The organism is Pseudoneobacillus rhizolycopersici, from assembly GCF_054786815.1.
Window position 1 is genome coordinate 71,583 of sequence record NZ_JBTOOE010000014.1, and the last position, 26,046, is coordinate 97,628.

Below are 26,046 nucleotides of genomic sequence, written 5' to 3' on the forward strand. Positions count from 1 at the left end.
GGCTACTCGGTCTTATCCTTTTATGGTTTCCTGCGGGATAAATGGTGTTGAATAATAGACTCGTCCTTTATTAATCCCGGTGTGTGTAAGATTCATCTCCGCTAGTAATCTTGAAGCCAGTTGCCTTGATTGGATTAAAGTAAACTCACGAAATTGTTGATTTGTTATAGTTGGACCAAAAATGAGAAAGTAATCTTGTACGGCTTTAATGTGCGCGTTCTTGGATTTGTGGTGACAAATGAGACACTCCCAAGTTCCGTATGTATGAATCATTGGAATCGTTAGACAAAGAGGACATTGGACACCTGGTTTGACTTCAGTTATAGAAATTTCATATTTTGATAGGATGTCGATATCAAGAGGAGTATGATATTTTAAAAGTAGTTTTCTCAGGCGTTTGCGTTCTTTTAGCGGGATTGCTTCCTTTTTAAATGATCTTTCAAACACTTGTATTTTTTCAATTAAGTCATAACCATATCCGAGGTTCCAATAGTTATCTGGGGTGCCAAAAGGTGATTCAATCTTAGTTGCAGGATTGGCCATCGTGATGAGGAAATCAATAGGGATTGGGGAGAACTTGTATGTTTGTAGCCAATCAACAAATTGTAGTTTTTGTAGCTTGACTTGTGAAAATGGATTTGTGATCGGTTTCTCATTTTGGGTGAATTGATTATTTTTTTTATCATATATAATGGTGCCGGTTAGGTTTTTTATTTCGTCGGTAATAATAAAGTTGTTTGAAGTGACTAAAGCATCAATTTGATAGTAGGTTTTTCCATTAAACAGCCTAATGCCTTGGTAAATATCAAACTTATCTTGATCTAATAGGGACAAATAGTAATCTACCTTTTTTTCACCCTGAAAACCTGCTTTAAAGCTGGCATAATCTCTGTTCATGATATCCAGTTTTGGGTGGTTTGGGTTAATTCTTGGTTTAAGAGCTTCGATTTTTGCGAGAATTCTTGGTTCTTCACGTTCAAGTACAATCATACGTATGCTCCTTTGCTTGTTTTATTTTTTGAGAAATTTGCATCATTTTTTGAGAGTTTTTTTCAATTTTTAAAGAGATTTGCTTGGTTTTTAGCTTAAAATGTGTGGGTTTTAAATGAAAATCATCAATTATGATAGAAATTGGTCGTTTAAGACATGTTTATATGCCCAACTTTTAGGGGATATGCCCAAGTTTCAGCAGATATGCCCAACTTCAAAATTATATGCCCAACTTTTGAACACTTATTTCCAACTTTTCAGATATATGCCCAACTTTTGAGCACTTATTTCCAACTTTTCAGATATATGCCCAACTTTCAAAACATATGCCCAACTTTTCAGGTATATGCCCAACTTTCAAAGCATATGCCCAACTTTCAGCACATACCCAAACCCCAGCTAATCGGCCAAAAAAGAACACCTCACTCTCATAAGAAAATCCAAATAAAGGGAAACCTCTAAAGCACAAGGGGGGATTAACACGAAAATCGCAGAGGGTAACAACATTTTTAGAGGAAGAAAAATACACTTTTATCATACTCCTACACGAATCAAAGCGCAAACTCCAACCACAAAACTCCAACCACAAAACTCCAACATAAAAAAGCCCCCTCCACAACCGAAGGGGACCTACCATTACATCATTAAACCTCAGTTTCTTCAACTGCGCCATCAGCTAAAATTCCCAACTCCACCAGCTTTTCAACTGGCACGACGCCATCCTTCCAACCACGGACATTATAGTACTCTTCTAGCATAATATCCATGCGACTTACGGAACCGGCACTATTACCCGTAGCAGGTTCTTCGGTAAAACGCTTCGGTAAGAAATCGTCTTCACGCTTATTAAATCCAGCCAAATTATTATAGTAACGCTCTAAATTGTAAATACGCTCACCAGCAAGCATGACATCTTCAGCCGTCATTGGGATACCCGTCATTGCACTGTATTGCTCCGCATAGTGCTCGGCATTTTCAGAAAATGAGCTGAACTTACAAATATTCATAGAATCCGAGAAGGATAATAGATCTTGGAATACTTTTAATAACTCACCCTTGCCTTCTGGTTCCAAACGATCGGTCGGTTCAGGAATACCAGCAATTTCACTAGCGACGGTATAACCCCGTAAGTGACAGGCACCGCGGTTACTTGTTGCATAGCCAAGGCCGATCCCTTGAATACCGCGTGGGTCATAAGCCGGAATCGATTGGCCTTTTACAGACATGGAAAGTTCAGGTGCGCCCCACATTGCTGTTGCACGGGCTGGACCTTCAGCTAGAACGCCGCCAAAGCCTTCACGGTAGGCGATCTTACGAGTCCAGTCAATCATCGAGTCGGCATCGCCCCAATCAAGCTTTTCCGAAATAATACCCTTTTCATAAGCTTCCATTGTGGAAGAGAACATGTTACCTAGCTCGATGGTGTCCATACCATACTCGTTGCAGCGGTCAATCAAATAGGCGATTGCTTCCGAATTGCTTAAGCCGCTGTTCGCTCCAAGTGCCCAGGCAGACTCAAATTCAAAGCTCTCCACCCGTGTTTTATACTTGCCTTCCTTTACCTCGACTTCAATTTTACAAGCAACGGGGCAGGCATGGCAGGTGTTGTTGGCCACTAGCAAGTGCTCGTTTACCCATTCACCGCTGTGCTTTTCGGCTTCATCCCAGTTGGTAAACTGCGAATTCTTGGTCGGAAGGGCACCCACTTCGTTGATTAAGTTCGTTAAAACATTTGTTCCGTAAACGGATAATCCACCTTTATTAGGTGCTGTTAAGCCACCTTCCAAAATCGCTTTAACTGCTTTTTTGTTGGCTTCTTTATATTCATTTTCATGTTTCGCTACAGGCAAATTGCCTTTTTGCGCTGCTTTAATAACGATGGCCTTTAATTTTTTGTAACCAGCCACGGCAGCCGTCCCACCACGACCAGCTGAGCGATCATGCTCGTTAATAAAGCTTGAATAACGAACTTGGTTTTCACCTGCTTGCCCTATCGCCATGACACTTAGGTCTTCCGCACCATACTTATCCTTCAACGCTTGAACTGTTCCGCGCGTTCCTAATCCCCAAAGCGCTGAGGCATCGCGAATCTCAGCTTGCCCGTTTTCAATGTAAAGATAAACGGGCTTGTCGCTTTTTCCTTTGAAAATAATGTTGTCCACCCCAGCCCATTTTAGGCGAGCAGCAGTCCAGCCACCCATATGGGAGTCGGTAACCGTTCCAGTCAAAGGAGACTTGGTTACCACACATAAGCGACCACTCATCGAGGAGCGTGAACCCGTTAACGGACCAGTCATGATACATAAAATATTGTCCTCAGATAACGGCTCAACTTCTGGACCATTGTCTAAAACGTACTTAACCCCTAATCCGCGGCCACCAATGTACTTCCTGGCATCGTCCTCATTAATTTGTCGATAATCGACGGTACCGTTTGTTAAATCAACGACGACCTCTTTGTTTTTAAATCCTCCTAGATTCATGAGAATAGGGCACCTCTTTCATGATTTATTAAAATTATACTCTTATAAAATATTAGCTACTACACTATTAAATTCCTTCAATATTTCTAATATTTATTAAATTTCAAAATATCAATGCAGATAAAATAGAAAACGTTATAATAGGAGAAAGGATTCATCCTTCAAAATGAGGTGAACGACATGATGGAAGGTCTACAACGTTATTCTCGGCAAATACTTTTTCAGCCAATTGGGAAAGTTGGGCAACAGAAATTAATGCAAAGTAGAGTGGTGATCGTGGGGATGGGGGCGTTAGGGACGGTGATTGCCAACCATCTTGTGCGAGCTGGTATCGGTACCATTCGATTTATTGACCGTGATTTTGTCGAATTATCCAATTTACAGCGGCAATCTCTCTTTACGGAGGAGGACGCGCTCCAACAGCTTCCAAAGGTTATCGCAGCAGAAAACATCTTGCGAAAAATGAATTCCACTGTGATATTGGATCCCATTTTAGCCGATCTTAATATGAATAATGCCGAAGAGTTACTTCAGAGCTATGATGTCATCATAGATGGCACCGATAATTTTCTAACACGGTATTTAATCAATGATGTGGCTATTAAACATGATATCCCATGGGTAATGGGCGGGGCAGTTAGCTCAAGAGGCATGTTTGCGACGATTATACCGGGTAAAACGCCATGCTACCGCTGTCTATTTCCAGATATTCCGGCAGGTTATGGAGAAAATTGTGATACGGTTGGGGTACTGTCAGCCATTACCGATATTATTGGTTCATTCGAGGCGGTTGAAGCGATAAAGCTACTTGTTGGGGCTCCTACCAATCCGAATCTGGAACAGCTTGATATTTGGGATCATTCCTCTTTGCAAATGGATGTCAGCCAAGGCAGGAATTCAAACTGCCCAGCATGCGGTCATCATCAATTCGATTTCCTCGAAAGTGCAATGAGTCACCAAGCGACCTATACCACACTATGTGGACGTGATACGGTGCAAATGGTTCCAAGAAATCTTCAACCTTTTGATTTTACTAAAATAGCAGAAGGACTGGCGGGGATTGGACAGGTAAAACAAAACGCCTATTTGCTCCGTTTCCAGCCAAATGAAGAGATTACGATGGTTTTATTTAAAGATGGACGTGTCCTTATCCATGGAACGGATGATGTCATAAAGGCTAAAAGCTTTTATGCAAAATATATCGGGACCTAAAATCCAAATAAAAATGCGCCACCTCTGATAAGAGTGGCGCACTTTTATTTATATGATCCGCTTTCTTTTTACAGAAGGTTTCGGACTAGTCGTGTATTTATCATCAATTTTTCGCTCAATCCGCTCGAGCTCAATAGGGTCTCTTTCAATTTCCTGTTTTGCTTTATTAACAAGCTCCGAAAAGCTTTTACTTAATCGTCTGTTCATGCTAATCTCTCCCTTTGATTCTATTATAACCCTAGTGAATATGTTAATTTCATCAGAACTTTTACAATTCAATGAACTTTTCACTCTTTAAAATAGTCTTAATATTTCTTACCTTAATAATAAACGAATAACGGGTCAGTTTTGTTACTAATTTATTAAAATTTTATGAATATTTACCTAGATTTTAAATAATGAATCCAAAGGCTGGGATTTTTCCTGTTTAATTTTTCCTATATAGGAAAGATTAAATTAAGACTACAATTTGATATCTGGTGAGGCAAAAAATGATTACCTTAGCTTATTTCTTAGTGTTTTCGATGTTATCTTTAGTGATAGCCGTTATTGATATGTATTTTTTGAATCAGCCGGTTGAAGTTTTTTTCCAAGCCGTGATAACATCTCAATTTATCACGAGGAAATGGTGGGTTTTTTCAGGTGCGACTTTTGGATTAATCTATTCTCTTGTGTCCGATTACAAACGTTATAAAGGAAAAAGAAACTCTAGAGAAGAAGTTAGTGAAAATCATCAGTGATTTTTTCAAGGGGGATTTTAAAAAAACTCACTAGGTGAAAGATGAATGGATGATTGATATATGAAAGAAAAAATATCATTATGGCAGCTCTTTATTTTAATCATACTATCCACACTCGGGAGCAGTATCGTGGTGAATATCGGAGTAAAGGCTGATAATAACGCTTGGATTGCCATTCTAATCGCATGTCTTTCAGGGTTATTTCTTGTTTATCTCTATTTGCAATTACTTTATTGGTTTCCGAAAAAGAATCTATTTGAAATACTTGATATTTGCTTAGGTAAGTGGGTTGGACGATTGATTGGTTTTTTGTACATTACCTATTTTTTTCTACTGGCTGCCTATGTTGTAAGAGATTTTGGTGAATTAATGGTATCGACGATTTATTTATTGACACCGATTGAATTTATTCATCTAACATTGATTCTATTGGTGTTATACATCGTCATGCTTGGCATCGAAGTACTTGGAAGATCAGCTGAAATCTTTTTTCCGTATGCATTTGTCTTTTTACTATTTGTTGGTCTTGGGATTGTTTTCTCTGGAGAGTTGAAGCTTGAGAACTTGGAACCCATCCTCCAGGATGGTGCAATGCAAGTACTAAATCCAGCACTTAGAGAAGTTATCCATTTTCCATTTGGGGAATTCATCGTATTTATGGTGATTATTCCCTATACCACTTTATTTAAAAAAGCAGCTAAAACGAGTGTCCTAGCTTATTTGGTTAGTGGACTGTTGCTAACCTACTCGTCTATCCTACAAATTTCAACTTTAGGGGTGTTAAAGAATCGGGTTAATTTTCCACTTTTATCAGCAGCGAGAAATATTTCTCTCTTGAATTTTATTGAACGTGTCGATTTACTGATCGTATTTATTATGATGTTAGGTATTATTGTTAAGGTTTCTATCCTTTTTTATGGCGGCTTAAAAGGTCTTGAAAACATATTTCATTTACCCTATCGTTCTTTTGGGTTTCCGATGGCGATGATTATTGCGTTATTTTCGATATGGATTGCAGAGGATTTTCCTACTTACACTCTTAAGGGGATTGTTTTTCTCTCTCATTATATACAAACGATTTTCCATATAGTGATTCCAACCCTGCTTGTTGCTATCGCGTTTTTTAAAAGGAGAAAAGGAGAGGTGAATCAACTTGAGTCTCTTTAAAAAAATTTTTCCAGATTTATATTCGAGAAGGCAAGCGGAACCGAAAGAGCTTGTCGACATGGAACAGCGCTATTTAGGCAGAAATTTAATGGAGAATAAAAATTCGCTCCAAGAAATTTTTGGGAACAGTTTTGATTTTACCGTTTCGGAAATAAAATTTTCGAACAAAAAGGGCTACATGATTTATTTACAAAGCATGGTTAATCCAAACGAGATAAATGACAGGATTGTTCAGAAAATCAATGAATTGAATCAGGCCAATAAAATCATTATTACAGATGCTGACTTAGTATCAGTAAAGGATGACTTCTTTTCAGGCTTATTAATGCGCATATCGAATGAATACCGGAGACTTATTAGTGATTTATTAAATGGCAATGTTTTGATTCTGATAGACCGACACCAACAAGCACTATCCATTTCAATAGAGGGAGTTGAAACTCGCTCCATCCAAGAACCGAGTACCCAAACTATTATTCGCGGTCCAAAGGATGCTTTTACCGAATCATTATCGACCAATATGAGTTTGCTCCGTCGAAGAATTAAAAATCCGAAACTGCAATTTGAGAACTATGTGCTTGGTACAGATACAAGGACAATGGTCGTACTGGCCTATTTAGGTGGAGTGGTTAATAAAGGAATTGTTGAGGAGGCTAGGAAACGAATAAACGCCATTGAAGTAAATGCAGTGCTTGATTCAGGAAATATAGAAGAGGTTATTACGGATCATTCGTATACCCCTTTTCCGTTAACCTTTAACACGGAGCGGCCTGATGTCATCGCAGCAGGAATTTTGGAAGGAAAGATTGGGATTATTGTGGACGGAAGTCCGTTTGTTTTATTAATTCCTGCAGTGTTAACTGATTTTTTTCAAAGCTCAGAAGATTATTATCAGCCTTATTTTATGTCATCGTTTATCCGTATAATACGGTACATATCCTTTATGATCTCGTTAATTCTCCCTGCGATTTATGTCTCGATTGTTACTTACCATCACGAATTGATACCGACAGAGCTTTTGATAAGCATCCAAGCACAGCGAGAAGGAGTTCCTTTTCCGGCAGTGATTGAGATATTAATAATGGAAATTACGTTTGAAATTTTAAGAGAAGCTGGGGTACGGATGCCCCGTGCCGTTGGTCAAACCGTTTCCATTGTGGGTGCATTAGTCATTGGACAAGCGGCTGTGGAAGCAGGGCTTGTATCGAATGTGCTAGTCATTGTCGTCGCTTTTACGGCAATCGCCTCGTTTGTATCGCCCATTTATAATTTTTCGATTTCAACGCGACTGTTACGATTTGTATTAGTATTTGCTGCAGCGCTTTGTGGTTTATATGGGATCTTACTTTTTCTCATCTTCATGGTTGCTCATTTAGTAAGCCTCCGCTCCTTTGGTGTTCCTTATCTATCACCCGTTGCACCGTTCATTGTTGAAGACCAGAAGGATGTTTTTGTCCGTTTTCCGGCTTGGTCTAATAAAATCCGGCCAACTTATTTAAAACCTGAAAAACTCGTTAGAAATGAGAAGACCCATCAACCGGTACCTCCTGAAAAGGGGGAGAAATCATGAGGTTATTATTCATCCCCTTTGTTCTCTTGCTTTTTGTGCTAACTGGCTGCTGGGACAAGCTCGAATTAAATGATGTATCCATTATTACAGGGATTGCTATCGAAAAAGGAAAGGATTTTCCGTACAAATTAACGGTTAGCTCGATTAATTCATCAGAATTTTCGAAGACAGGTGCACAAGGCAATACCCCCAGCACCACTTTTAGTCTGGAAGGAAATTCTGTATCGGAGTTGGCGTATAAAATGAATGTCGGACTAACGAGAAAACAGATTTATTCGCATACAAGAATAATGGTGATTGATGAAGAGATTGCCCGAGAAGGGATGGTAGAGTTCTTGGATTTTATTGAACGAAGCGGAGAATTCCGAAATGATTTTAATTTGTTAATTGCGAAGGGCGTAAAGGCTTCGGAAATCTTAAAGATTGCCTATCCATTACAAAAGGATCCATCGATGAAGATTCATAATCAAATTCGATCCCTTTTACAAAATTGGGGTGGTGACCCTCATGTTCGTCTAACCGATTTTATCACGTCATTAGTAAAAGAAGGGAAACAGCCAGTAGCTGCTGTGGTTACGATTATAGGTGAGCCGAAAAAAGGAGAAACGGTTGATAATAATAAAAAACTGAGCTTGGATACAATCGTCACGATGGATGGAGCGGCTGTATTTAATTTGGATAAATTAGTGGGTTGGATGTCACTTGAGGATACACGTGCTTATTTATGGACCCAGGATTTAAAAACCACAAATTTAAGTGTTCCTTGTGGAGGGGAGGATCAAAAAAAGAAATTTAATGACATTCGAATTATCTCGACATCAGCGAAAAAGGAAACAAAAATTAGGCATGGAAAGGCAAAATTAAAAGTGAAAATTATTGCAGAGGCTGAAATTGTTGGGACACAATGTTCCGACTCTTTAACGGATCCAAATACGTTTGATCAATATGAAAAACAAGCAGAAAAATATGTTGAACAGGAAATTACTAGAACCATTAAAAAGGTACAAGATGAATACCAGGTTGATATTTTTGGGTTTGGCGAAGTCTTGAATCGTTCTAATCATAAGAAGTTTCAAAAACTCAAACCAAAGTGGGATCGGATTTTTTCCGAAGGAGATCCAAAAGTCGAAGCGACGATTTTTATCAGACGATCAGGAGTTCGAAATGATAGTTTCCTTAAGGATTTAGATAAATTGAAGAAAGAAACGGAGGGTGCCCCAGATTAAAAAGACATAACAGAAGTTATGTCTTTTTTTAATGAATGTCCTTTTTCTTAAATCGTCCACCTCGAACCTCGGAAATATTCGCAACGGCTAAGAAGGCGGATGGGTCTAATTCCTCAACAATGTCCTTTAATTTCGCTTCTTCCAAACGAGTGATCACACAAAAAACGACCTTTTTGTCATCTCCAGTGTAAGCACCTTCACCGTTCAGGTAAGTGACGCCACGCCCAAGTCGGGCTATAATGGCCTCGCCAATATCCTTATATTTTTCGCTGATAATCCAAGCGGATTTAGATTCGTCAAGTCCGGCAATGACAATGTCAATGGTTTTGAAAGCAATATAGTAGGCTAGTAAGGAGTACATGGCCCTATCCCACCCGAACACGAAACCGGCAACGCCAAATATAAAAATATTGAAAAACATGATGATTTCGCCAACTGAGAAAGGTGACTTTTTATTAATTAGAATGGCCATAATTTCCGTCCCATCTAATGATCCACCGTAGCGGATGACAATCCCGACTCCTATGCCAAGGACAATCCCACCAAAAACAGTGGCAAGTAATAAATCATCGGTGATTCCAGGAACATGATGTAATAGAGAAGTGGTGACGGATAAGACAGCAATTCCAAGAAGAGTTGATAAAGCAAACGTTTTTCCTATTTGCTTATACCCAATAAAGAAAAATGGGATGTTTAGGATGAAGATAAATACCCCGAGTTTAAACCCAGTAAGATGGGAAAAAATAATGGATATACCAACAATTCCACCATCTAAAATTCGATTTGGGACTAAAAACTCCTCAAGTCCGACTCCCATCAATATGGCGCCAAAGATAATAAAAAACGTTCTTTGAACCAGTTTTACTTTTGTTAGTCCTTTATGTTTTGTTTGCTGTGCAAGTTGTTGCTGCACAAGTTGTGTTTCGTTCATAAATCCCCTCCAAAAAAAATCATGTGACGTAATACTATTATACCATAAGTTCTTTTTTGTTATCTTTTTTAACATTTAATTATTATTGATAAATTCCCAATAAACAGAGAAAACTAAAAATGTGTTTTTTCCTTTACAAAATTGAAAAGCTTGTTTTATGATAGGTAATGCCGACAAAAACTATATGAATTAAGGAGATTAAAAAATGAAAAAATTCACAATGATGATGGCGCTATTTTTAAGTTTTACATTTCTTTTAGTAGGCTGTGGCACATCAGATGATAAAGCAAAAGAGGAAAATAAAAATGGAGAATCTGCTTCTAGTGGTGACAAGGATTTATTAGCCACAATTAAAGATGAAGGTGTGTTAACGGTAGGCACGGAAGGTACATACCCACCATTTACTTTTCACGATGATAAAGGGGAATTAACCGGTTTTGACGTGGAAATTGCAAGAGAAGTCGCTGAAAGAATGGGTGTTGAAGCGAAATTCATGGAAACTGCATGGGATGCGATGTTTGCTGGTTTGGATGCCAAACGTTTTGATATGGTTGCCAACCAAGTTGGAATTCGAGATGACCGAAAGGAAAAATATGACTTTTCCCAAGGATATATTTCTTCGGCTGCTGTTTTAATCGTTAATGAAAACAACAATAATATTAAGTCCTTTGAGGATCTTAAGGGGAAAAAATCAGCCCAATCGATGACAAGTAACTATGCAGATATAGCGAGAAAAAATGGTGCAGAAATTGTTGGTGTGGAAGGCTTTAACCAAGCGGTTGAACTGATTACAACGAATCGTGCCGAAGCAACGATTAATGATAAATTGTCATTTTTAGATTTTAAAAAGCAAAAGCCGGACGCACCTGTTAAATTGGTTGATACTGCCGATGATGCATCCCAAAGTGGATTAATGTTCCGTAAAGGCAATGAATCCCTTGTGAAAGAAGTAGATAAGGCTCTTCAATCAATGATTGAAGATGGAACATATCAAGAAATTTCCGAGAAATGGTTTGGTGAAAATGTTCTTAAGTAGTATTTTTCCTGATCAAGAACGATTAGATATTTTGATTTCGATTGCCTCAAGTTCCCTTCTCCCTTTGGTGAAGGGAGCTATTTTTGGTTCCATTCCGCTAGCCATTATCACGTTTATTTGTGGACTGGTGTTAGCTATTTTTACGGCTCTAGCTAGAATTTCAAATGTGAAAATTTTTAAAGGTATGGCCAATTTTTATGTATCAGCGATTCGTGGTACGCCATTACTCGTGCAGTTATATATACTCTTTTTCGGTTTAGCCCAGGTGGGGATTATCATTGATCCATTTCCTGCTGCTGTTATCGGTTTTTCCTTGAATGTCGGAGCCTATGCTTCAGAAATTATCCGGGCAGCGATTCTATCGATTCCAAAAGGTCAATGGGAAGCAGGATATTCACTAGGGATGTCTTATTCACAAACGTTAATAAGAATTATTTTACCCCAGGCTTCAAGGGTTTCGATTCCACCATTATCAAATAGCTTTATCGGTTTAGTAAAAGATACATCACTTGCATCGCTTATTTTAGTAACAGAAATGTTTCGTAAGGCTCAAGAAATTGCAGCAGCGAAATATGAAGTTCTCTTGCTTTATACGGAGGCCGCAATCATCTATTGGGTCATTTGTTTCTTCCTTTCCATCATCCAAGGACGGATTGAAGTAAGGCTGGATCGCTATGTTACAAAATAAGGGGATGTGTTGAAAATGATTTCCGTAAAAGGCTTAACTAAGCATTTTGACAAGCTTGAGGTATTAAAAGGGATTGATTTAGAGATAGAAAAAGGGAAAGTGATTGTATTAATTGGCCCATCGGGGTCAGGCAAAACAACCTTTCTTCGGTGTTTAAACGTGTTGGAAACACCAACATCAGGGATGATAACGATTGGTGATGAGAAGCTCGACTTTTCCCAGCCCGTTCCTAAGAAAATGGTGGCTAGTTTCCGCCGTCAAACCGGCATGGTGTTCCAAAGCTATAATCTTTTTCCTCATAAGACGGCTTTGGAAAATGTGATGGAAGGTCCGATTACTGTAAAAAAAGAGCCTAAGGAGAATGTAAGACAACGAGCTGAAGTCTTGTTGGCAAAGGTAGGCTTAGGTGATAAGCTTGATTATTACCCATTTCAACTGTCGGGTGGACAACAACAGCGTGTGGGAATCGCTCGCGCTTTGGCAATGGAGCCGAAAGTCATGTTGTTTGATGAACCAACCTCCGCTTTGGATCCCGAGCTTGTTGGTGAGGTATTAAAAGTCATGAAGGATCTTGCTAATGAAGGAATGACGATGGTCGTCGTCACCCACGAAATGCGCTTTGCTAAAGAAGCGGCCGACGAGGTACTTTTTTTGGATGGGGGAGTCATTGTCGAAAGAGGAAAGCCTGAACAGATTTTTGTGAGCCCTAAACATGAGCGTACGAAACAATTTTTAAGTTTAATTGAAAAATAGAGGGACGCCTTTTGCCGGAATTAGAATGGACTCTATAATGATTAGGTTCATTTTAATTGGTGAAGGCGTCTTTTTTGTGGAAAAACAACTCAATTTTATTAAAAGAAGTCATCCCTAGCCATTTTTGATTAAAAAAATGGCTATTTTAGGTTGTTTTAATATGAAATCGAATCATTTTATAGAAAACTTTAGAGTTTGGTACTTAATTTGTAAACTTTTGATTATTTTTAGCGAAATATATGCCCAACTTTTTATTGTTATGCCCAAGTTTTAGCATATATGCCCAACTCTGAAAGAATATGCCCAACTTTTCGATACTTATTTCCAACTTTTCAGTTATATGCCCAACTTTCCATACATATGCCCAACCTTTAAAAAAACAGTTACCTGTTCCTGAAAAATCAAAAAGTTGCCCATTTCCGCAAAGTACTCAAAAAAAAGGGCGGAATCACTTTGGATTCCGCCATCTATAAGAAAAAGGGAGGTTTTTGCCACTAATGTTGTGGCGAAAAAGTTAGTGTTCAAAATGACCATTTATCATCATTATTACTGACAAGGTTCCTTCTGGTAACGGCCCCACCATCACCTTTATAACCTCATCGTTTTTAATAACTAGTAATTTGTTTCCTTGATTAAAGAATATAAGATACCAGTGTAGATGATATGAAGAAGTTATGTGGAAATTGTGAAGATGAAAGAACGGTTGAAATTATGATAATTATATGAACTCGCCAAAAAATCTTCGCAAAAATAGTATGATGGGAATGGAAGGATGTGAGCACTGTGACAAAAGTATTAATTGTTGATGATGAAAGTGGAATTGTTGAAGTACTCGAGGCTTACTTAGAGAGACATGGTTTTGAAACCGAATCAGCTGAAAATGGTGTAGAGGCACTAAGGAAAGTTAAATCATTCGAGCCGGATTTATTGATCCTTGATTTAATGCTACCCGATATTTCTGGAGAAGAAGTTTGCCGTCTGGTCCGTATGGAATCGGATGTCCCCATTCTAATGTTAACCGCGAAATCATCTGAAGATGACCGAATCAATGGTATTGTCATCGGTGCAGATGATTATGTCACCAAACCCTTCAGTCCAAGAGAAGTCATTGTCAGAGTCCAAGCTATTTTACGACGTACCCAAAAGATGCAGACTCCCAAAACCGAAGAGGTCGAGTGCCTATCTTTTAATAAAAAGCATTTAACGATTAACCATATTAAAAAAGAAGTGATTGTCGGTGGTCAGTCTGTTACCTTAACGCCAATTGAATATAAATTATTAACGAATATGGCTGAATATCCCGGGCGAGTTTATAGTCGCCTCGACCTTTTAGAAAGAATTCAAGAGGAAGGGATGTTTTATGAAGGCTATGAAAGAAGTATCGATACGCATATTAAAAACTTGCGCAAAAAAATTGAAGTAGATACAAGAACTCCAGAGTACATTTTAACCGTGTTCGGTATGGGCTATAAGTTTGGAGGCAAAAGGGATGCTGCAAACTTTACGCGCTAAAGTTCTCTTTTATCTTTTGTTAGTGTCCATGAGTGGGATTGTCCTTGTCAGTCTCTTTGTCCAGGGGGGATTTGAAGAAAGTTTCCAGAGCTACTTGGATACGAATCGGAAGGACCAAATTCGCCGGGTCGAAGAGGAATTAAAGAAAGAATATAATGAAAAAGGCTATTTTACAGGTGAAAAAGCTTTTTATATTATGCATGAACACGGTTTAATGGATCAGTTATTTTACCTTGTCTATGACGAATATAATCGACTCATTATTGACTCGACCTCGGTAAGAAGTCTTTTGCAGGAATTAGGAATTAGCAGTCCTCGTTTTTCAGAGGAAAACTTTCAAGCACAAACGTATTCCATTCAATTAAGGGATAAAAGAATCGGGAGGATGACGGTATTTTATCCGATTGAACTAATTGATGCGGAATCCAATTTTCTAAAAGCTATCCAACAATATATTATTGTCGCTGTAGCCTTAACGATTCTTCTTTCCTTTATTATGAGTATCCTGTTTTCGCGAAAATTAACGGAAGGGTTTCAAAAATTATCACAGGGGGCGAAGGCGTTAAAACAGCATAAACTCGATATTGAAATTCCTCTTGATCATCTCACGGAAGAAATGAAGGAATTAGCGATTTCCTTTAATGAGTTGGCGAATTCGTTAGCTAAAGAGGAAAGGTTGCGCAAGCAATTTACTTGGGACTTGGCTCACGAGCTGCGAACACCGCTGGCAACATTACGGAGTCAAATTGAAGCCTATCAAGACGGGATATGGGAGCCCACTCCTCAGCGTTTAGAGCAAAGCCATGAGGAATTAATGCGCTTAGTCCGACTTGTGAATGAAATTGAAAAGCTGTTAGCTGCGGAAAATCCGCAAATAAGACTTGATAAAGTGAGATTAGAAACCACAGAGGTTTTACGAAGAATGTATGAATCCTTTTCACTTCCATTTAAACAAAAAGGGGTGGAATTGAAGGTAGAGATTCCCGATGAGACACATCACTTTTGGGCAGATAAAGACCGAATGGTTCAAATATTAACGAATATTATTAATAACGCCCTTAAATATACGCCAGAGGGTAAAGCAGTAACCTTATCGGTCGTTGAAACCGATGAATTGGTCGGCTTTTCAGTAGATGATGAAGGTTCTGGTATTCCTGAAGAAGATATTCAGCATATTTTTGAACGATTCTATCGCGGAGATAAATCGCGTGATCGTAAAACAGGTGGAATTGGCATAGGACTCTCGATTGTCAAAGCACTCGTTGATGCCCATAACGGGGAAATCGAAGTCGAGAGTGAAATCGGCCATGGCACCACCGTCACCATCCTCCTACCAAAAGAAACACTATAACATTTGAGGGACAGTCCCCACACTTCACCGCGGTGAAGTGTGTGGGGACTGTCCCTCATCACGTTAAAGTGCTAAAGTGCGGGCCGGTTGTCTAGGATGGTTTGGCCGAGTTGACGGAGGTCGTAGCCTTGGTTTCCTAATAGTTCTTCTCTTAAGGGTTGACTGGTAAGTATGTTTGTAAATACCGTTAATGCCTCTTGATTATCATTTGTCCATTTTAAGACGAAATCAAATTGTTCTTTGCCTATTGGAATAAAGTCGAGATTGAGGTATTCTGCTGCTGCTTTAATTCCAAACGTTACATCAGCCGATCCCCTCGTAATATGAGAGGAGGCTGATAGATGATTCCACTCCTCTATATCATAGCCAGAGATTGAATCGGGACTAATTTGCTCCCTAGCTAGTAGCGAATCGAATAAAAATCTCGTTCCAGAGCCCTTTTGCCGGTTGACAAAATTGATATCTTTACCTACTAAATCTTTCAGTCCACTAATCCGTTTCGGATTCCCTTTAGCCAAAATAAACCCTTGTTCTCTTGCAGCGAACCGAATCACCGTTATTTTTTCATGAACAAAAAGCTGGTGAATAAAGGGAACGTTATATTCCTGTGATGAAGGGTCTAGTAGGTGAACGGCCGCAACATCACATTGCCCGCGATATAGCATCATTAACCCTTCTAAACTACCGATAAAAGTAGGTTGGATTTGTAAGGGAGTCTTTCTACTAGAAGCGTATTTGATCAATTGTTCTAATAATAAATCATGACTGCCTGCCAACCGGAGCGAATGTGTAAAAGAAACCCCATTTGCCCCATCTGATTGTCTGCCAGAAGGTGCCTTCTGCTGCTCTTTAAATCGATCTAACTCTACCTGTTCAATCCTCATTTTATTGCCAATTTTAAAGGCCTGTAATTCACCTCTTTTTATTAACTCATATACTGTATGCTTTGATATTTGAAATAGCTGTGCCACTTCATCAGGTGTGTACACCTTCACTTAAATTCCCTCTTTCATTATTATGGTCACCCTAGCAAATAGCTTCACCCTAAATTTTATCAAGCTTTGTCTAGTTCTGTTAGGTTTTTTGATTATTATTCCATTATTTGTTGAAATTTCCTCAACATACTTCAAGCACAAACATCGAAAACTACCCCGTTTTTCATTAGAATAGAAGAAAGGTTATCAATTGAGATAGGAGAGGTAGACCAAATGGGGAAAAACCATCTACATTTTAACACAGTCATCGGTCGGCAAAAGCCAGAAAACATTCGTAATAAAGAAAATCCATGTCCTTTTTGTGCAAGAGAGGACCTAACTGATATTATCGACACAAATGGTCCAATCATTCTCTTAAAAAACAAATTCCCCGTACTCGAGAATACCTTTCAAACCGTTCTAATTGAAACGGATGATTGCCAAGGCGAGATTTCGCAATATGAGGATACCTTTCTAGAAACATTATTATCTTTTGGAATCCGCCACTGGATGGAGATGGAGGAGTCTGGCCAATATCAATCAGTGATTTTTTTCAAAAACCATGGTCCATTGTCTGGTGGGACGATTGCCCATCCACATATGCAAATCATTGGTTTGCATGATATTGATTATAAAGAGAAGATTAATAAAGAGTGCTTCATGGGGCATTTAATTGACCAACGTGATGGTGTCGAATTTACGCTTTCGACTCAGCCAACCATTGGTTTCTATGAATTTAATGTTCGCATGACAAATCCATCCGAACAAATAAAGGCCTTTGCCGACTATTTGAAAACAGCCGTTTCTTACGTAATAAATGATTTCCCATTTCGTTGTACGAGCTATAATCTGTTTTTCTATGACTTTGCCGGTGAAATTTATGTAAAAATAGTACCGCGCTTCATTACGACACCGATTTATATCGGCTATAGCATCCCACAGGTGCCCAATAATTTAGTTTGGATGACGGAAGATATTCAAAATCGATATTTTAATTCCTTTTGATACCTGTTGTGATACTTGTCAAAAAAATTTATAATATAGCTTTCGAGTGTTTTTTGAAGGAGCTTAAACTATGAGTACGAACCAAACATCTACGTCTAGACTTGATTATAATTTAATACTCATTCTGTTCTTATTATTTATGTCAAGCTGTATCTCCATTTACAGTGCCCAAAAATCAGGCCAATACCAAGACAATTTTTTAATCAAACAAATTGTATGGTACATCGTCGGCTCTGGGATTATTGCGACCATTATTCAATTTGATTCGGACCAACTTAAGAAACTCAGCTGGTATTTTTATGGATTCGGGATTTTTTTGCTACTGTTTCTCCTTGTTGCGCCGCAATCAATAGCACCTTATATCAACGGGGCGAAAAGCTGGTTTAAGGTACCCGGAATGGGCTCTTTACAGCCATCCGAGTTTGTTAAGGTATTTATCATCCTAGCCCTGGCTCGAGCGATTGTTGAGCATCATCATAAATTTCAATTTAAAACAATTCAATCGGATTTTTGGCTCTTAATCAAACTGGGACTAATAACCTCATTCCCATTAATGCTCGTCATGCAGCAGCCAGATTTAGGAACATCGCTTGTTTTTATTGCGATTTTTCTAGGCATGTTATTCATCTCTGGTATTACTTGGAAAATTCTAGTTCCACTATTAGGCTCAGGTTTGTTACTAGTTGGTACCATTTTTTATTTTGTCCTTTGGCAACCAGATATTTTAGAAAAATATCTTGGCGTCAAAGAATACCAATTTGGCAGAATCTATTCTTGGCTCGACCCTTATAATTATCAAAGTACCACCGGATTCCAACTAACCCGCTCCTTATTAGCGATCGGCTCGGGTGAAACAACAGGAAAAGGCTATGGACAGCGGGAGGTCTATCTTCCGGAAAGTCATACCGACTTTATTTTCAGTGTTATCGGAGAGGAATTTGGTTTCATCGGTGCAAGTGTTTTGATCAGCTTGTTCTTTTTATTAATATACCAAATCACCAAAATCGGGATGGAAACGAAAAATGATTTTTATAGTTATGTATGTGTTGGCGTCATTAGCATGATTACTTTCCATGTGTTTCAAAACATCGGCATGACGATTGGAGTGCTACCGATAACAGGGATCCCACTACCATTCGTCAGCTATGGAGGGAGCTCGTTAATGGGTAATATGCTCGCCATCAGTTTGATCTTTTCCATTCGATATCATTATAAGAAGTATATGTTTTCAACAACAGAATAGCGGAGGAGATATTCCCTCCGCTCTTATTCAGTTACCCCTGATTCCAAAATTTTCACATCGGTCTTAACCTTTACTTCTAAAGATTGGTACGCGTCGCTATTTTCCCATTCTTCCGTTATATGAGCTTTTCGATCCCTAGTCCGAATAAAAAAACCAAATCCGACAGGATCAATTTTTTTCTCTTGAAACCCTTTAATAAGTTTTTCGCATTCCCTCGTAATTTCTTCCTCAGTATACTGTTCAATTTTCTTTATTATTGCAGGTGTCAGTTTTTTTCCGGTATGTTCACGAATAATCCCATCCACTTTGATTTTTAGAGTAATTTGATAGGGCTTTTTTTTCGTTAATATTAATTTATGTTTCGATGAGATACTGCGAATGACAGCTATATCCCGGTCAATTTTAACCATATGGGCACCCTCGCTATATTTATCGACCATTAGTTTGAAAAAGAACATTTTTTCCTTTTCAACAGTATCGACCATTTGCAGTTTATTGCCTGTAAATAGACCTAAGCCTTGTAATTCAAGATGTTTATCACTCATTTTTTTTACCATTGGCATGTATCCGGTTCTTCCTAATTGGTAATAGTCATGAAAAAAAAGGTGCAGATTTGTTTTTGGTAGGTCCTCTTGTTTGATATTATGTCTTAATAATTCCGAAAGAAACATGGCATTGCCCCTAAAACCGAAGTTTGAATTTAACAGTTCTTTTGTGCTTCCATCTACCACAACTAAAAAAAGTCTTGCACCAATACTCGGATTCCGTTGAGGAGCATCCAAATAGTCAATGAGACCATCTTGAGCTAATTCCTTACTAAATAAAAAAACTTCAAGACTACCTTCTGAGATGGGGTTCGAAGATTGCCTTTGTAAATTATTGATTAAGTCCCTACTCGTCGCAGCAATAGCAGATGCGGTAACGTTTTCGACTGTTTTATCAGGCTGGAAATTATATATAAGAGTTGTTCCTTCGATTAAATCGCCCTCAGCCCGGTCATATCCTCTGCCAATTTCCAGAGAAATATCATCGAGAATTTCACTTTGAACACAACCAGAAAGCAAAACCAATAGGACGAAAAGCATCACATATCGTTTCATGTTTTCTTCACCTTCTTTGTTACCAGTACGGCTATAAACAAAATGGGAATATATAAAAAATGAAAATATAAACCCATTCTTGAAGCGATATCATTTAATAAATTTACTTCTATTCTCGTTTCGAAAAAATTGATACAAATTAAACATAAAAACGCTATGAGTATAACTCCCTTTTTCTTCCTAAGATTGACTGTCCTTTTTAAAATACGCGAAGCGCACCAAATGGAAAGACAAAGATTTGGTAAAATAATCAAACACCAATTGGCAATCCCGATATATTCAAACCGTTCAACAAAAGGCATATGAACAATTTTCCACATCGTTAATGTGGCCCATACTGTTTGCTCAAGCTGCTTTTCAGAAAAATAGGCAAACGTAATCAAGGTGACGATTGTATATAGAATCATGGTTGAAAGAAGAGCCAAATGAGCAAACCTTTTCGATTTTTCCGGATTTTTGATATAAGGATAATAAAATAATAATGTTTCGTATCCTAGGTAGGTTAAGGACATGTCTTTTGTGGCATTTAAAATGTCGGTTAGTTTATGGTTCAATATAGGCAACAAATTTTCAAAATTAGAATACGGGAGATTAAAAGCAAACATGAACACTAAGTAACTCGGTAAAATTGAACTAAAAAAGGCGATTCCAGTTACCGCCCGGAACCCTCCGTATATGATATAGATAATCAAAAGCAGGAATCCTAACGAAAACCAAAAAGTCTTAAATTCAGGAAACATCCAAACTTGAATAATTTCGATAAAAGTTCGAACAACCGTCATTGCTAAAATTAGAAAGTAAAAGAGAAATAGGAAACTAATAAAATTGCCTATCTTTTTTCCTAAAATAAACGTGTGCGCACTAATTAAATCCCCATCTACTGTCTCGACAATTTTATACATCATCGATAAAATAATATGAACGGTTAGACCAGCAATAATAACGGAAATCCAGGCATCATAACCTGCTGATTTAGCGATGATTCGTTGAAAGCCAAGTACCCCGATTCCAATTTGCATAGAACTGATGAGAAAAAAAACAAAAAAGTGCGAAACCTTTGCATTCTCCGGAACAGAAATTGACATCTAATACTCCTCCAATGGCTATTCGTCGATGTCCTTTTTTTCTTTTGCTTTTCTTGTACTATAACGAACCGGCTGATTCGTTCTTAAAAATTGTGGCCTTAACGATTGTCTAGTGAATGGCAATCGAACTAATGAATCCTTTAAATCGGTTACTCTTAACGGATAAATCGGTTCTAGAAAAGGTCTCCCGAGTGATGTTAGTCGAATTAAATGGGTACATAGAATGCAAAAAGCAAAAACAATCCCTAATAGCCCCCAGAGGACCCCAAATATTAAAAAGGGGAATCTTAATAACCGGATCGTATTGCCCATTTTGTAAACAGGTGTGGTAAAAGAAGCAAGTGCAGATAAAGCAACAATTATTAGTAATACATTGCTTGTTAACCCTGCCTCTACGGATGCGGTTCCAATCACGATCCCACCAACGATACCAATTGTTTGTCCAACTTTAGTTGGCAGTCGGGCCCCGGCCTCTCTTAACAGCTCTATCGTAAGCTCTAGAAAAATGGCTTCTAATATTGGTGGCAGTGGTACCTCACGCCTAGAAGTAATAAGCGTACCCAATAAGTCTTTAGGAATAAGTTCGTAGTGATATGTCAACACAGCCACATATATCGGTGTGATTAAAATGGAGAATAGAACGGCAAAAAGACGTATCACTCGGAAAAAGGATGATAATACCCAGTTAAGAAAATAATCTTCAAACGAACCGAAAAACTCTACTAAGGTTGTGGGTGCAATTAAAGCATGAGGTGAACCGTCGACCAAAACAGATATTTTCCCTTCTGCTAAAATAGCCGCGATACGGTCAGGTCTTTCTGTATCTAATAAAAGTGGAAAGGGAGTATTCTGGTTGTCAGAAATCAATTGCACAATATAAGAGCTATCGATAATCGTGTCAATTTCAATTTCTTTTATTCTTTGAATGACTGTTTTCAAATTTTCATGGTCAGCAATTCCATCAATATGTAAAACGGCCACTCTAGTTTTCGACAATTTTCCGATCGTAAATTCTTCAATTATTAATTCTTTAATTGGAAGACGTTTACGAATAAGATTTAAATTTTGACCAATCGATTCGACAAATGATTCTTTAGGACCAATAACGCTAAACTCAACCTCAGGTGGAGTAATGGACCGGACAATTTCTTTCTGTGCCGCGATAAAGGCAAAGCGTTTCACTTCAGTTTCAATCGTTAGTAGGATGTATCCATTCATCAGTTTTTGTTCAATTTGAGATGGATCATCGCTTATATCAAAGTCTGCAATTGGTAGCAATAATTTAATATCTTCTAACTCATTAAATTCACCATCCAAAAGGTAAGGCAACACATTTTCTTGAAAAATTGCTTCATCAATTACTGTTGACATAAATGAAAAACCAAAGCGAACATTCGTTTTTTGGTTAACATAAAAGACCTTTTTGAAGTCAGAGGAGCGGACGAGGAATTTTTCCCATTCCTCTTTTTCCATATCTTTTTTTACTTGGCTTTTAAAGAACCAGCTTTTCATCTATATCACCCCCCAATCGACAATACCCGTATTATTTGCTAATTTTGGAAGGTTTATGAATGAGATGTTGGGTACAGAAAAAAAACCTGTCAACGACAGGTTTTTCATGATGTCTATTTTATTAAAATGGCTTCCATATCATCTAACATGAGGTTTGCGGCTAAAACGCCTCCAGCTGTGTTCCAAATGGTATCAGATACTTTATGAATATTCCCCGCCTTCACTACCTCTAGGTTTTGGAATAACGGATCATTAATCCATTCCTCTTCAATCGCTGTTGCTTTATTGTCGCCTTCTTCATAAGTGAAATAGAAAAGGATATCTCCATCCATAGCTGGAATGCGTTCCTTCGTTACGCCTCTTTCGGCAAAATCATTCACGTCTTGGCTTTCTGGGCGGGCGAAGCCTAGTTGATCTAAAATCACCCCAGAGAAAGTATCTTTATGATAAATTCGAACGTCTCCCGCCATAAAGCGAACCATTGAAACCTTCATATTCGTTTGATTGCCAAGCTTTTCTTTTAACGAGGCAATATGATTATTGTAATGATCCAAAACTTCTTGGCCTTTTTCTTCTTTATTAATGGCTTTTGCATATAGTTTAAAGTTCTCTTGCCAGTCTCCGCGAAGAGTCTCAGCAAATACTGTTGGGGCAATCGCTTTTAACTGATTGTAAATTTCTTCTTGACGCATTTTGTTTCCGATAATTAAATCCGGTTGTAAGGCGGCGATGGCTTCAACATTTACCTGACTTTCCAGCCCAACATTTTCAACTCCATCCATTTCGTCGGCAATATGCTCATACCATGGATGACCAGTCCATGATTGAACAGCACCAACTGGTTTAACGCCCATAGCTAGTAAAGCTTCGGTCCCTTCGTTAGTCAAGATGACGATTCGCTCCGGGGTTTTTTCGAGTGTTTCCTTACCCATTGCATGTACTACAGTGTAGCTGGTATCTTCACTTGCTTGTTTAGTAGTTTCATTGTCTGTATCTTTTTCTTCATTCCCACCGCAAGCTGCGAGAAGGAAGAGCATCATAATCGCGAAAAGCGAAAATATCGATTTTAATGATTTCATTTTTTAAATAACCTCCTAAAATTTATGTATAATGATAATCATTTTCAATTACATGATAATCATAATAAGTGAGGGATTGGTTGTCAACTGTTTAATTGAAAATGATTTTCAGAATCATTGACATGAATTCTCAATTACAATAAACTTATCATGTAAACCATATAAGAAAGGTTCTATCCAATGTTTGCAAACAGATTTTCAAGATCAATCGGTCTCATTATTACTTTATTAACTCTACTATTCTTTATTTGTATAAGTATTGTATACGGATACACGGATACATCCTGGAAAACAGCACTTGATACTTTCATACACTATAATGCTTCAAACGAGCATATCGTCATTAGTTCGATTCGATTACCTCGTGCTTTAATTGCTGCATCGGTAGGGGCAAGCCTAGCCATATCAGGTGTATTGATGCAAACTTTAACGAAAAATCCACTAGCATCACCCGGTATTTTTGGAATTAATGCAGGCGCTGGCTTCGCAGTAGTAATTGCTGTTAGTCTGTTTTCCGTTGTCACTCTTCAAGCGTTTACTTGGTTAGCTTTTTTAGGAGCGGGAGTAGCCGCGATAAGTGTTTATTTTATAGGATCCATTGGTCGCGAGGGTTTAACTCCAATGAAACTAACCTTGGCTGGAGCTGCGATGTCGGCTATGTTTGCTTCTTTCACCCAAGGACTTCTTGTCATTGATGAGGCAGCGCTTGAACAAGTTCTATTTTGGTTAGCTGGGTCAGTGTCCGGTAGAAAACTTGAGAGCTTAATGTCGGTGCTTCCTTATTTAGCAATAGGTTGGCTTGGTGCCATTCTGCTTGCTACGAAATTGAATGTTTTAGCAATGGGGGATGATGTGGCAAAAGGTTTAGGCCTAAATACCGCCATTGTTAAAATTGGAGTTGGAATCGTAGTTGTATTACTTGCAGGTGGAGCAGTAGCCATCTCAGGACCAATTGGTTTTATTGGAATTATTATTCCTCACATTACAAGATCAATTGTCGGAATCGATCATCGCTGGGTTATCCCATTCTCCGGATTATTAGGCGCTATCTTGTTATTGGCAGCCGATGTCGCAGCTAGGTATGTATTAATGCCTCAAGAAGTCCCAGTAGGTGTAATGACAGCTATCATTGGTACTCCTTTTTTTATTTATATTGCTAGAAGGGGGTTCAATGCTAGATGAGTCAGTATAAAGGGTTACGGATTTTACGCGGGAAAATTTCGTTATTAATAGATAAAAAGGCTCTTAAAGTCTTCTTGACGTTATTGCTCGTTTCTTTTTCCATATTCGTTATTAGTACAGGAATGGGTGATATGAAAATTAGCCCTATCAATGTATTAAAGGTGTTTTTTGGTGGTGGCACGAAAATGGAACAGCTTGTTGTTCAAAACTTTCGTCTACCACGAATTATTGTTGCGCTAATGGTCGGCATGGGACTTGCTGCTGCAGGAGGGATTTTACAAGGACTGATTCGAAATCCGTTGGCCTCTCCAGATATATTAGGGATTACCGGGGGAGCTTCCTTTGCAGTAGTTGGTTTTTTAGCCTTTTTTAGTGATGAAAACAATTCACTAACCGTTAGCATTGAATGGATGCCAGTCTCAGCGTTCGTAGGTGCGACTGTTGTTGCATTACTTGTTTATTTTCTTGCTTGGAAAAATGGGGTTTCACCAATCCGGTTGGTTCTAATTGGAATTGGTATCTCGGCCCTTATGCAAGCTTTTACCACACTTATGATGATCATGGGGCCAATTTATCGGGCAAGTCAAGCTAATATTTGGATCACAGGGACAGTCTACGGATCCAATTGGAAGAATGTCACGATTATTGTTCCATGTACCTTGGTCCTTATCGTAATCACTTTGCTTTTAGCTAGAAATGTCAATATTCAGGAACTTGGTGATGAAATCGCTACCGGTGTCGGTAGCCAAGTTCAAAAACAACGATTTTGGCTTTTAATAGTAGCGACTGCGTTAGTTGGAACTTCTGTTGCTTTCGCGGGTGGAATAGGTTTTGTCGGGTTAATGGCACCACATATGGCAAGGAGACTAGTCGGTTCTGCATTTGGTGCGTTACTTCCTGTTTCTGCCCTGATAGGGGGAATTTTAGTAATGGTAGCCGACCTCATCGGTAGAACCATGTTTTCTCCTCTTGAAATTCCTGCAGGAGTATTTACAGCAAGTATAGGTGCACCTTACTTCATCTATCTACTTTTTAAAACGAGGAATTTATAAGAAATTAGAGCGGATTATTACCTTTTTTTCTACTATAATCAAGGCTGTGTAAAACCTAAATCTTGTTTTTAATAGCCTGTTGATTGGAGCGAAAGGCACTCGACTCCTGCGGGAGATAGCGGCCAGGGTGAGACACCGCAGGAGCTGAAGCGACG

At 38.5% G+C, this 26,046-nt stretch carries 23 protein-coding genes; 14 read left to right on the forward strand and 9 right to left on the reverse strand.

All coding sequences use genetic code 11. From position 1 onward, the window contains the following. Nucleotides 1–12: 12 nt before the first annotated feature. Both ACX9YW_RS14750 and ACX9YW_RS14755 read right to left on the reverse strand, forming a co-directional pair. Nucleotides 13–990, reverse strand: coding sequence for a nuclease-related domain-containing protein (locus tag ACX9YW_RS14750; RefSeq protein WP_460347681.1), 978 nt, complete (start codon nucleotides 988–990; stop codon nucleotides 13–15). A 644-nt stretch (nucleotides 991–1,634) separates the two neighbouring features. Next, nucleotides 1,635–3,473, reverse strand: coding sequence for an aldehyde ferredoxin oxidoreductase family protein (locus ACX9YW_RS14755; protein ID WP_460347683.1), 1,839 nt, complete (start codon nucleotides 3,471–3,473; stop codon nucleotides 1,635–1,637). Nucleotides 3,474–3,656: 183 nt separating this feature from the next. On the opposite strand from ACX9YW_RS14755, the gene ACX9YW_RS14760 reads away from it, so the two are divergent. After that, nucleotides 3,657–4,685: a ThiF family adenylyltransferase gene (locus ACX9YW_RS14760; protein ID WP_460347754.1), complete on the forward strand. Its 1,029-nt coding sequence runs from the start codon at nucleotides 3,657–3,659 to the stop codon at nucleotides 4,683–4,685. A 48-nt stretch (nucleotides 4,686–4,733) separates the two neighbouring features. Here ACX9YW_RS14760 and ACX9YW_RS14765 read toward each other — a convergent pair whose 3' ends face one another. Continuing rightward, nucleotides 4,734–4,892, reverse strand: coding sequence for an FbpB family small basic protein (locus ACX9YW_RS14765; protein ID WP_460347685.1), 159 nt, complete (start codon nucleotides 4,890–4,892; stop codon nucleotides 4,734–4,736). A 284-nt stretch (nucleotides 4,893–5,176) separates the two neighbouring features. On the opposite strand from ACX9YW_RS14765, the gene ACX9YW_RS14770 reads away from it, so the two are divergent. The 4 genes from ACX9YW_RS14770 to ACX9YW_RS14785 are packed head-to-tail and all read left to right on the forward strand — an operon-like array spanning nucleotide 5,177 to nucleotide 9,388. Then, nucleotides 5,177–5,425 (forward strand): hypothetical protein, encoded by a 249-nt coding sequence (locus ACX9YW_RS14770; protein ID WP_460347687.1) that lies wholly within the window; start codon nucleotides 5,177–5,179, stop codon nucleotides 5,423–5,425. A gap of 60 nt (nucleotides 5,426–5,485) precedes the next feature. Next, nucleotides 5,486–6,592 carry a GerAB/ArcD/ProY family transporter gene (locus ACX9YW_RS14775; protein WP_460347689.1) on the forward strand — a complete coding sequence of 369 codons (1,107 nt, stop codon included), beginning with the start codon at nucleotides 5,486–5,488 and terminating at the stop codon, nucleotides 6,590–6,592. Then, entirely contained in the window at nucleotides 6,579–8,162 is a 1,584-nt protein-coding gene (locus tag ACX9YW_RS14780) for a spore germination protein (protein ID WP_460347691.1), read from the forward strand. The genes ACX9YW_RS14775 and ACX9YW_RS14780 overlap by 14 nt, the downstream gene beginning before the upstream one ends. Next, nucleotides 8,159–9,388 (forward strand): Ger(x)C family spore germination protein, encoded by a 1,230-nt coding sequence (locus ACX9YW_RS14785; RefSeq protein WP_460347693.1) that lies wholly within the window; start codon nucleotides 8,159–8,161, stop codon nucleotides 9,386–9,388. The genes ACX9YW_RS14780 and ACX9YW_RS14785 overlap by 4 nt, the downstream gene beginning before the upstream one ends. A 28-nt stretch (nucleotides 9,389–9,416) precedes the next feature. Here ACX9YW_RS14785 and ACX9YW_RS14790 read toward each other — a convergent pair whose 3' ends face one another. Further along, the gene (locus ACX9YW_RS14790) at nucleotides 9,417–10,319 is read right to left on the reverse strand and encodes a YitT family protein (RefSeq protein ID WP_460347695.1); all 903 of its coding nucleotides are present in this window, start codon (nucleotides 10,317–10,319) and stop codon (nucleotides 9,417–9,419) included. Nucleotides 10,320–10,524: 205 nt separating this feature from the next. Here ACX9YW_RS14790 and ACX9YW_RS14795 point away from each other — a divergent pair, with 205 nt between their 5' ends. From ACX9YW_RS14795 to ACX9YW_RS14815, 5 genes are all read left to right on the forward strand, one after another. Continuing rightward, complete coding sequence (locus tag ACX9YW_RS14795; RefSeq protein ID WP_460347697.1) at nucleotides 10,525–11,355, forward strand: amino acid ABC transporter substrate-binding protein; 831 nt, start codon at nucleotides 10,525–10,527, stop codon at nucleotides 11,353–11,355. Then, nucleotides 11,342–12,043, forward strand: a complete 702-nt coding sequence (locus tag ACX9YW_RS14800) for an amino acid ABC transporter permease (protein ID WP_460347756.1) — start codon at nucleotides 11,342–11,344, stop codon at nucleotides 12,041–12,043. Before ACX9YW_RS14795 ends, ACX9YW_RS14800 begins: the two co-directional genes overlap by 14 nt. 15 nt (nucleotides 12,044–12,058) lie before the next feature. After that, complete coding sequence (locus tag ACX9YW_RS14805; RefSeq protein ID WP_460347699.1) at nucleotides 12,059–12,796, forward strand: amino acid ABC transporter ATP-binding protein; 738 nt, start codon at nucleotides 12,059–12,061, stop codon at nucleotides 12,794–12,796. A 783-nt stretch (nucleotides 12,797–13,579) separates the two neighbouring features. Continuing rightward, entirely contained in the window at nucleotides 13,580–14,308 is a 729-nt protein-coding gene (locus ACX9YW_RS14810; protein ID WP_460347701.1) for a response regulator transcription factor, read from the forward strand. Next, a complete protein-coding gene (locus ACX9YW_RS14815) occupies nucleotides 14,286–15,659 on the forward strand; it encodes a sensor histidine kinase (RefSeq protein ID WP_460347703.1) in 1,374 nt (457 codons plus the stop codon). The genes ACX9YW_RS14810 and ACX9YW_RS14815 overlap by 23 nt, the downstream gene beginning before the upstream one ends. 71 nt (nucleotides 15,660–15,730) lie before the next feature. On the opposite strand, the gene ACX9YW_RS14820 is transcribed toward ACX9YW_RS14815, so the two are convergent. Further along, nucleotides 15,731–16,654, reverse strand: a complete 924-nt coding sequence (locus tag ACX9YW_RS14820) for a helix-turn-helix transcriptional regulator (protein ID WP_460347705.1) — start codon at nucleotides 16,652–16,654, stop codon at nucleotides 15,731–15,733. 213 nt (nucleotides 16,655–16,867) lie between these two features. Here ACX9YW_RS14820 and ACX9YW_RS14825 point away from each other — a divergent pair, with 213 nt between their 5' ends. Next, nucleotides 16,868–17,638 carry a DUF4931 domain-containing protein gene (locus tag ACX9YW_RS14825; protein ID WP_460347707.1) on the forward strand — a complete coding sequence of 257 codons (771 nt, stop codon included), beginning with the start codon at nucleotides 16,868–16,870 and terminating at the stop codon, nucleotides 17,636–17,638. A 70-nt stretch (nucleotides 17,639–17,708) separates the two neighbouring features. Then, nucleotides 17,709–18,881, forward strand: a complete 1,173-nt coding sequence (gene rodA / locus ACX9YW_RS14830) for a rod shape-determining protein RodA (RefSeq protein ID WP_460347709.1) — start codon at nucleotides 17,709–17,711, stop codon at nucleotides 18,879–18,881. A gap of 23 nt (nucleotides 18,882–18,904) precedes the next feature. Here rodA and ACX9YW_RS14835 read toward each other — a convergent pair whose 3' ends face one another. The 4 genes from ACX9YW_RS14835 to ACX9YW_RS14850 form a co-directional block, all read right to left on the reverse strand. Beyond that, nucleotides 18,905–19,981, reverse strand: coding sequence for a Ger(x)C family spore germination protein (locus ACX9YW_RS14835; RefSeq protein ID WP_460347711.1), 1,077 nt, complete (start codon nucleotides 19,979–19,981; stop codon nucleotides 18,905–18,907). Further along, nucleotides 19,978–21,066, reverse strand: coding sequence for a GerAB/ArcD/ProY family transporter (locus tag ACX9YW_RS14840; RefSeq protein WP_460347713.1), 1,089 nt, complete (start codon nucleotides 21,064–21,066; stop codon nucleotides 19,978–19,980). Before ACX9YW_RS14840 ends, ACX9YW_RS14835 begins: the two co-directional genes overlap by 4 nt. A gap of 18 nt (nucleotides 21,067–21,084) precedes the next feature. Continuing rightward, complete coding sequence (locus tag ACX9YW_RS14845) at nucleotides 21,085–22,578, reverse strand: spore germination protein (RefSeq protein WP_460347715.1); 1,494 nt, start codon at nucleotides 22,576–22,578, stop codon at nucleotides 21,085–21,087. Between the two features lie 113 nt (nucleotides 22,579–22,691). After that, entirely contained in the window at nucleotides 22,692–23,657 is a 966-nt protein-coding gene (locus ACX9YW_RS14850) for an ABC transporter substrate-binding protein (protein WP_460347717.1), read from the reverse strand. A gap of 180 nt (nucleotides 23,658–23,837) precedes the next feature. Between ACX9YW_RS14850 and ACX9YW_RS14855 the strand changes: the two genes are divergently transcribed. Next, a complete protein-coding gene (locus ACX9YW_RS14855; RefSeq protein ID WP_460347720.1) occupies nucleotides 23,838–24,839 on the forward strand; it encodes a FecCD family ABC transporter permease in 1,002 nt (333 codons plus the stop codon). Then, complete coding sequence (locus ACX9YW_RS14860; RefSeq protein ID WP_460347723.1) at nucleotides 24,836–25,891, forward strand: FecCD family ABC transporter permease; 1,056 nt, start codon at nucleotides 24,836–24,838, stop codon at nucleotides 25,889–25,891. Before ACX9YW_RS14855 ends, ACX9YW_RS14860 begins: the two co-directional genes overlap by 4 nt. Nucleotides 25,892–26,046 lie beyond the last annotated feature (155 nt).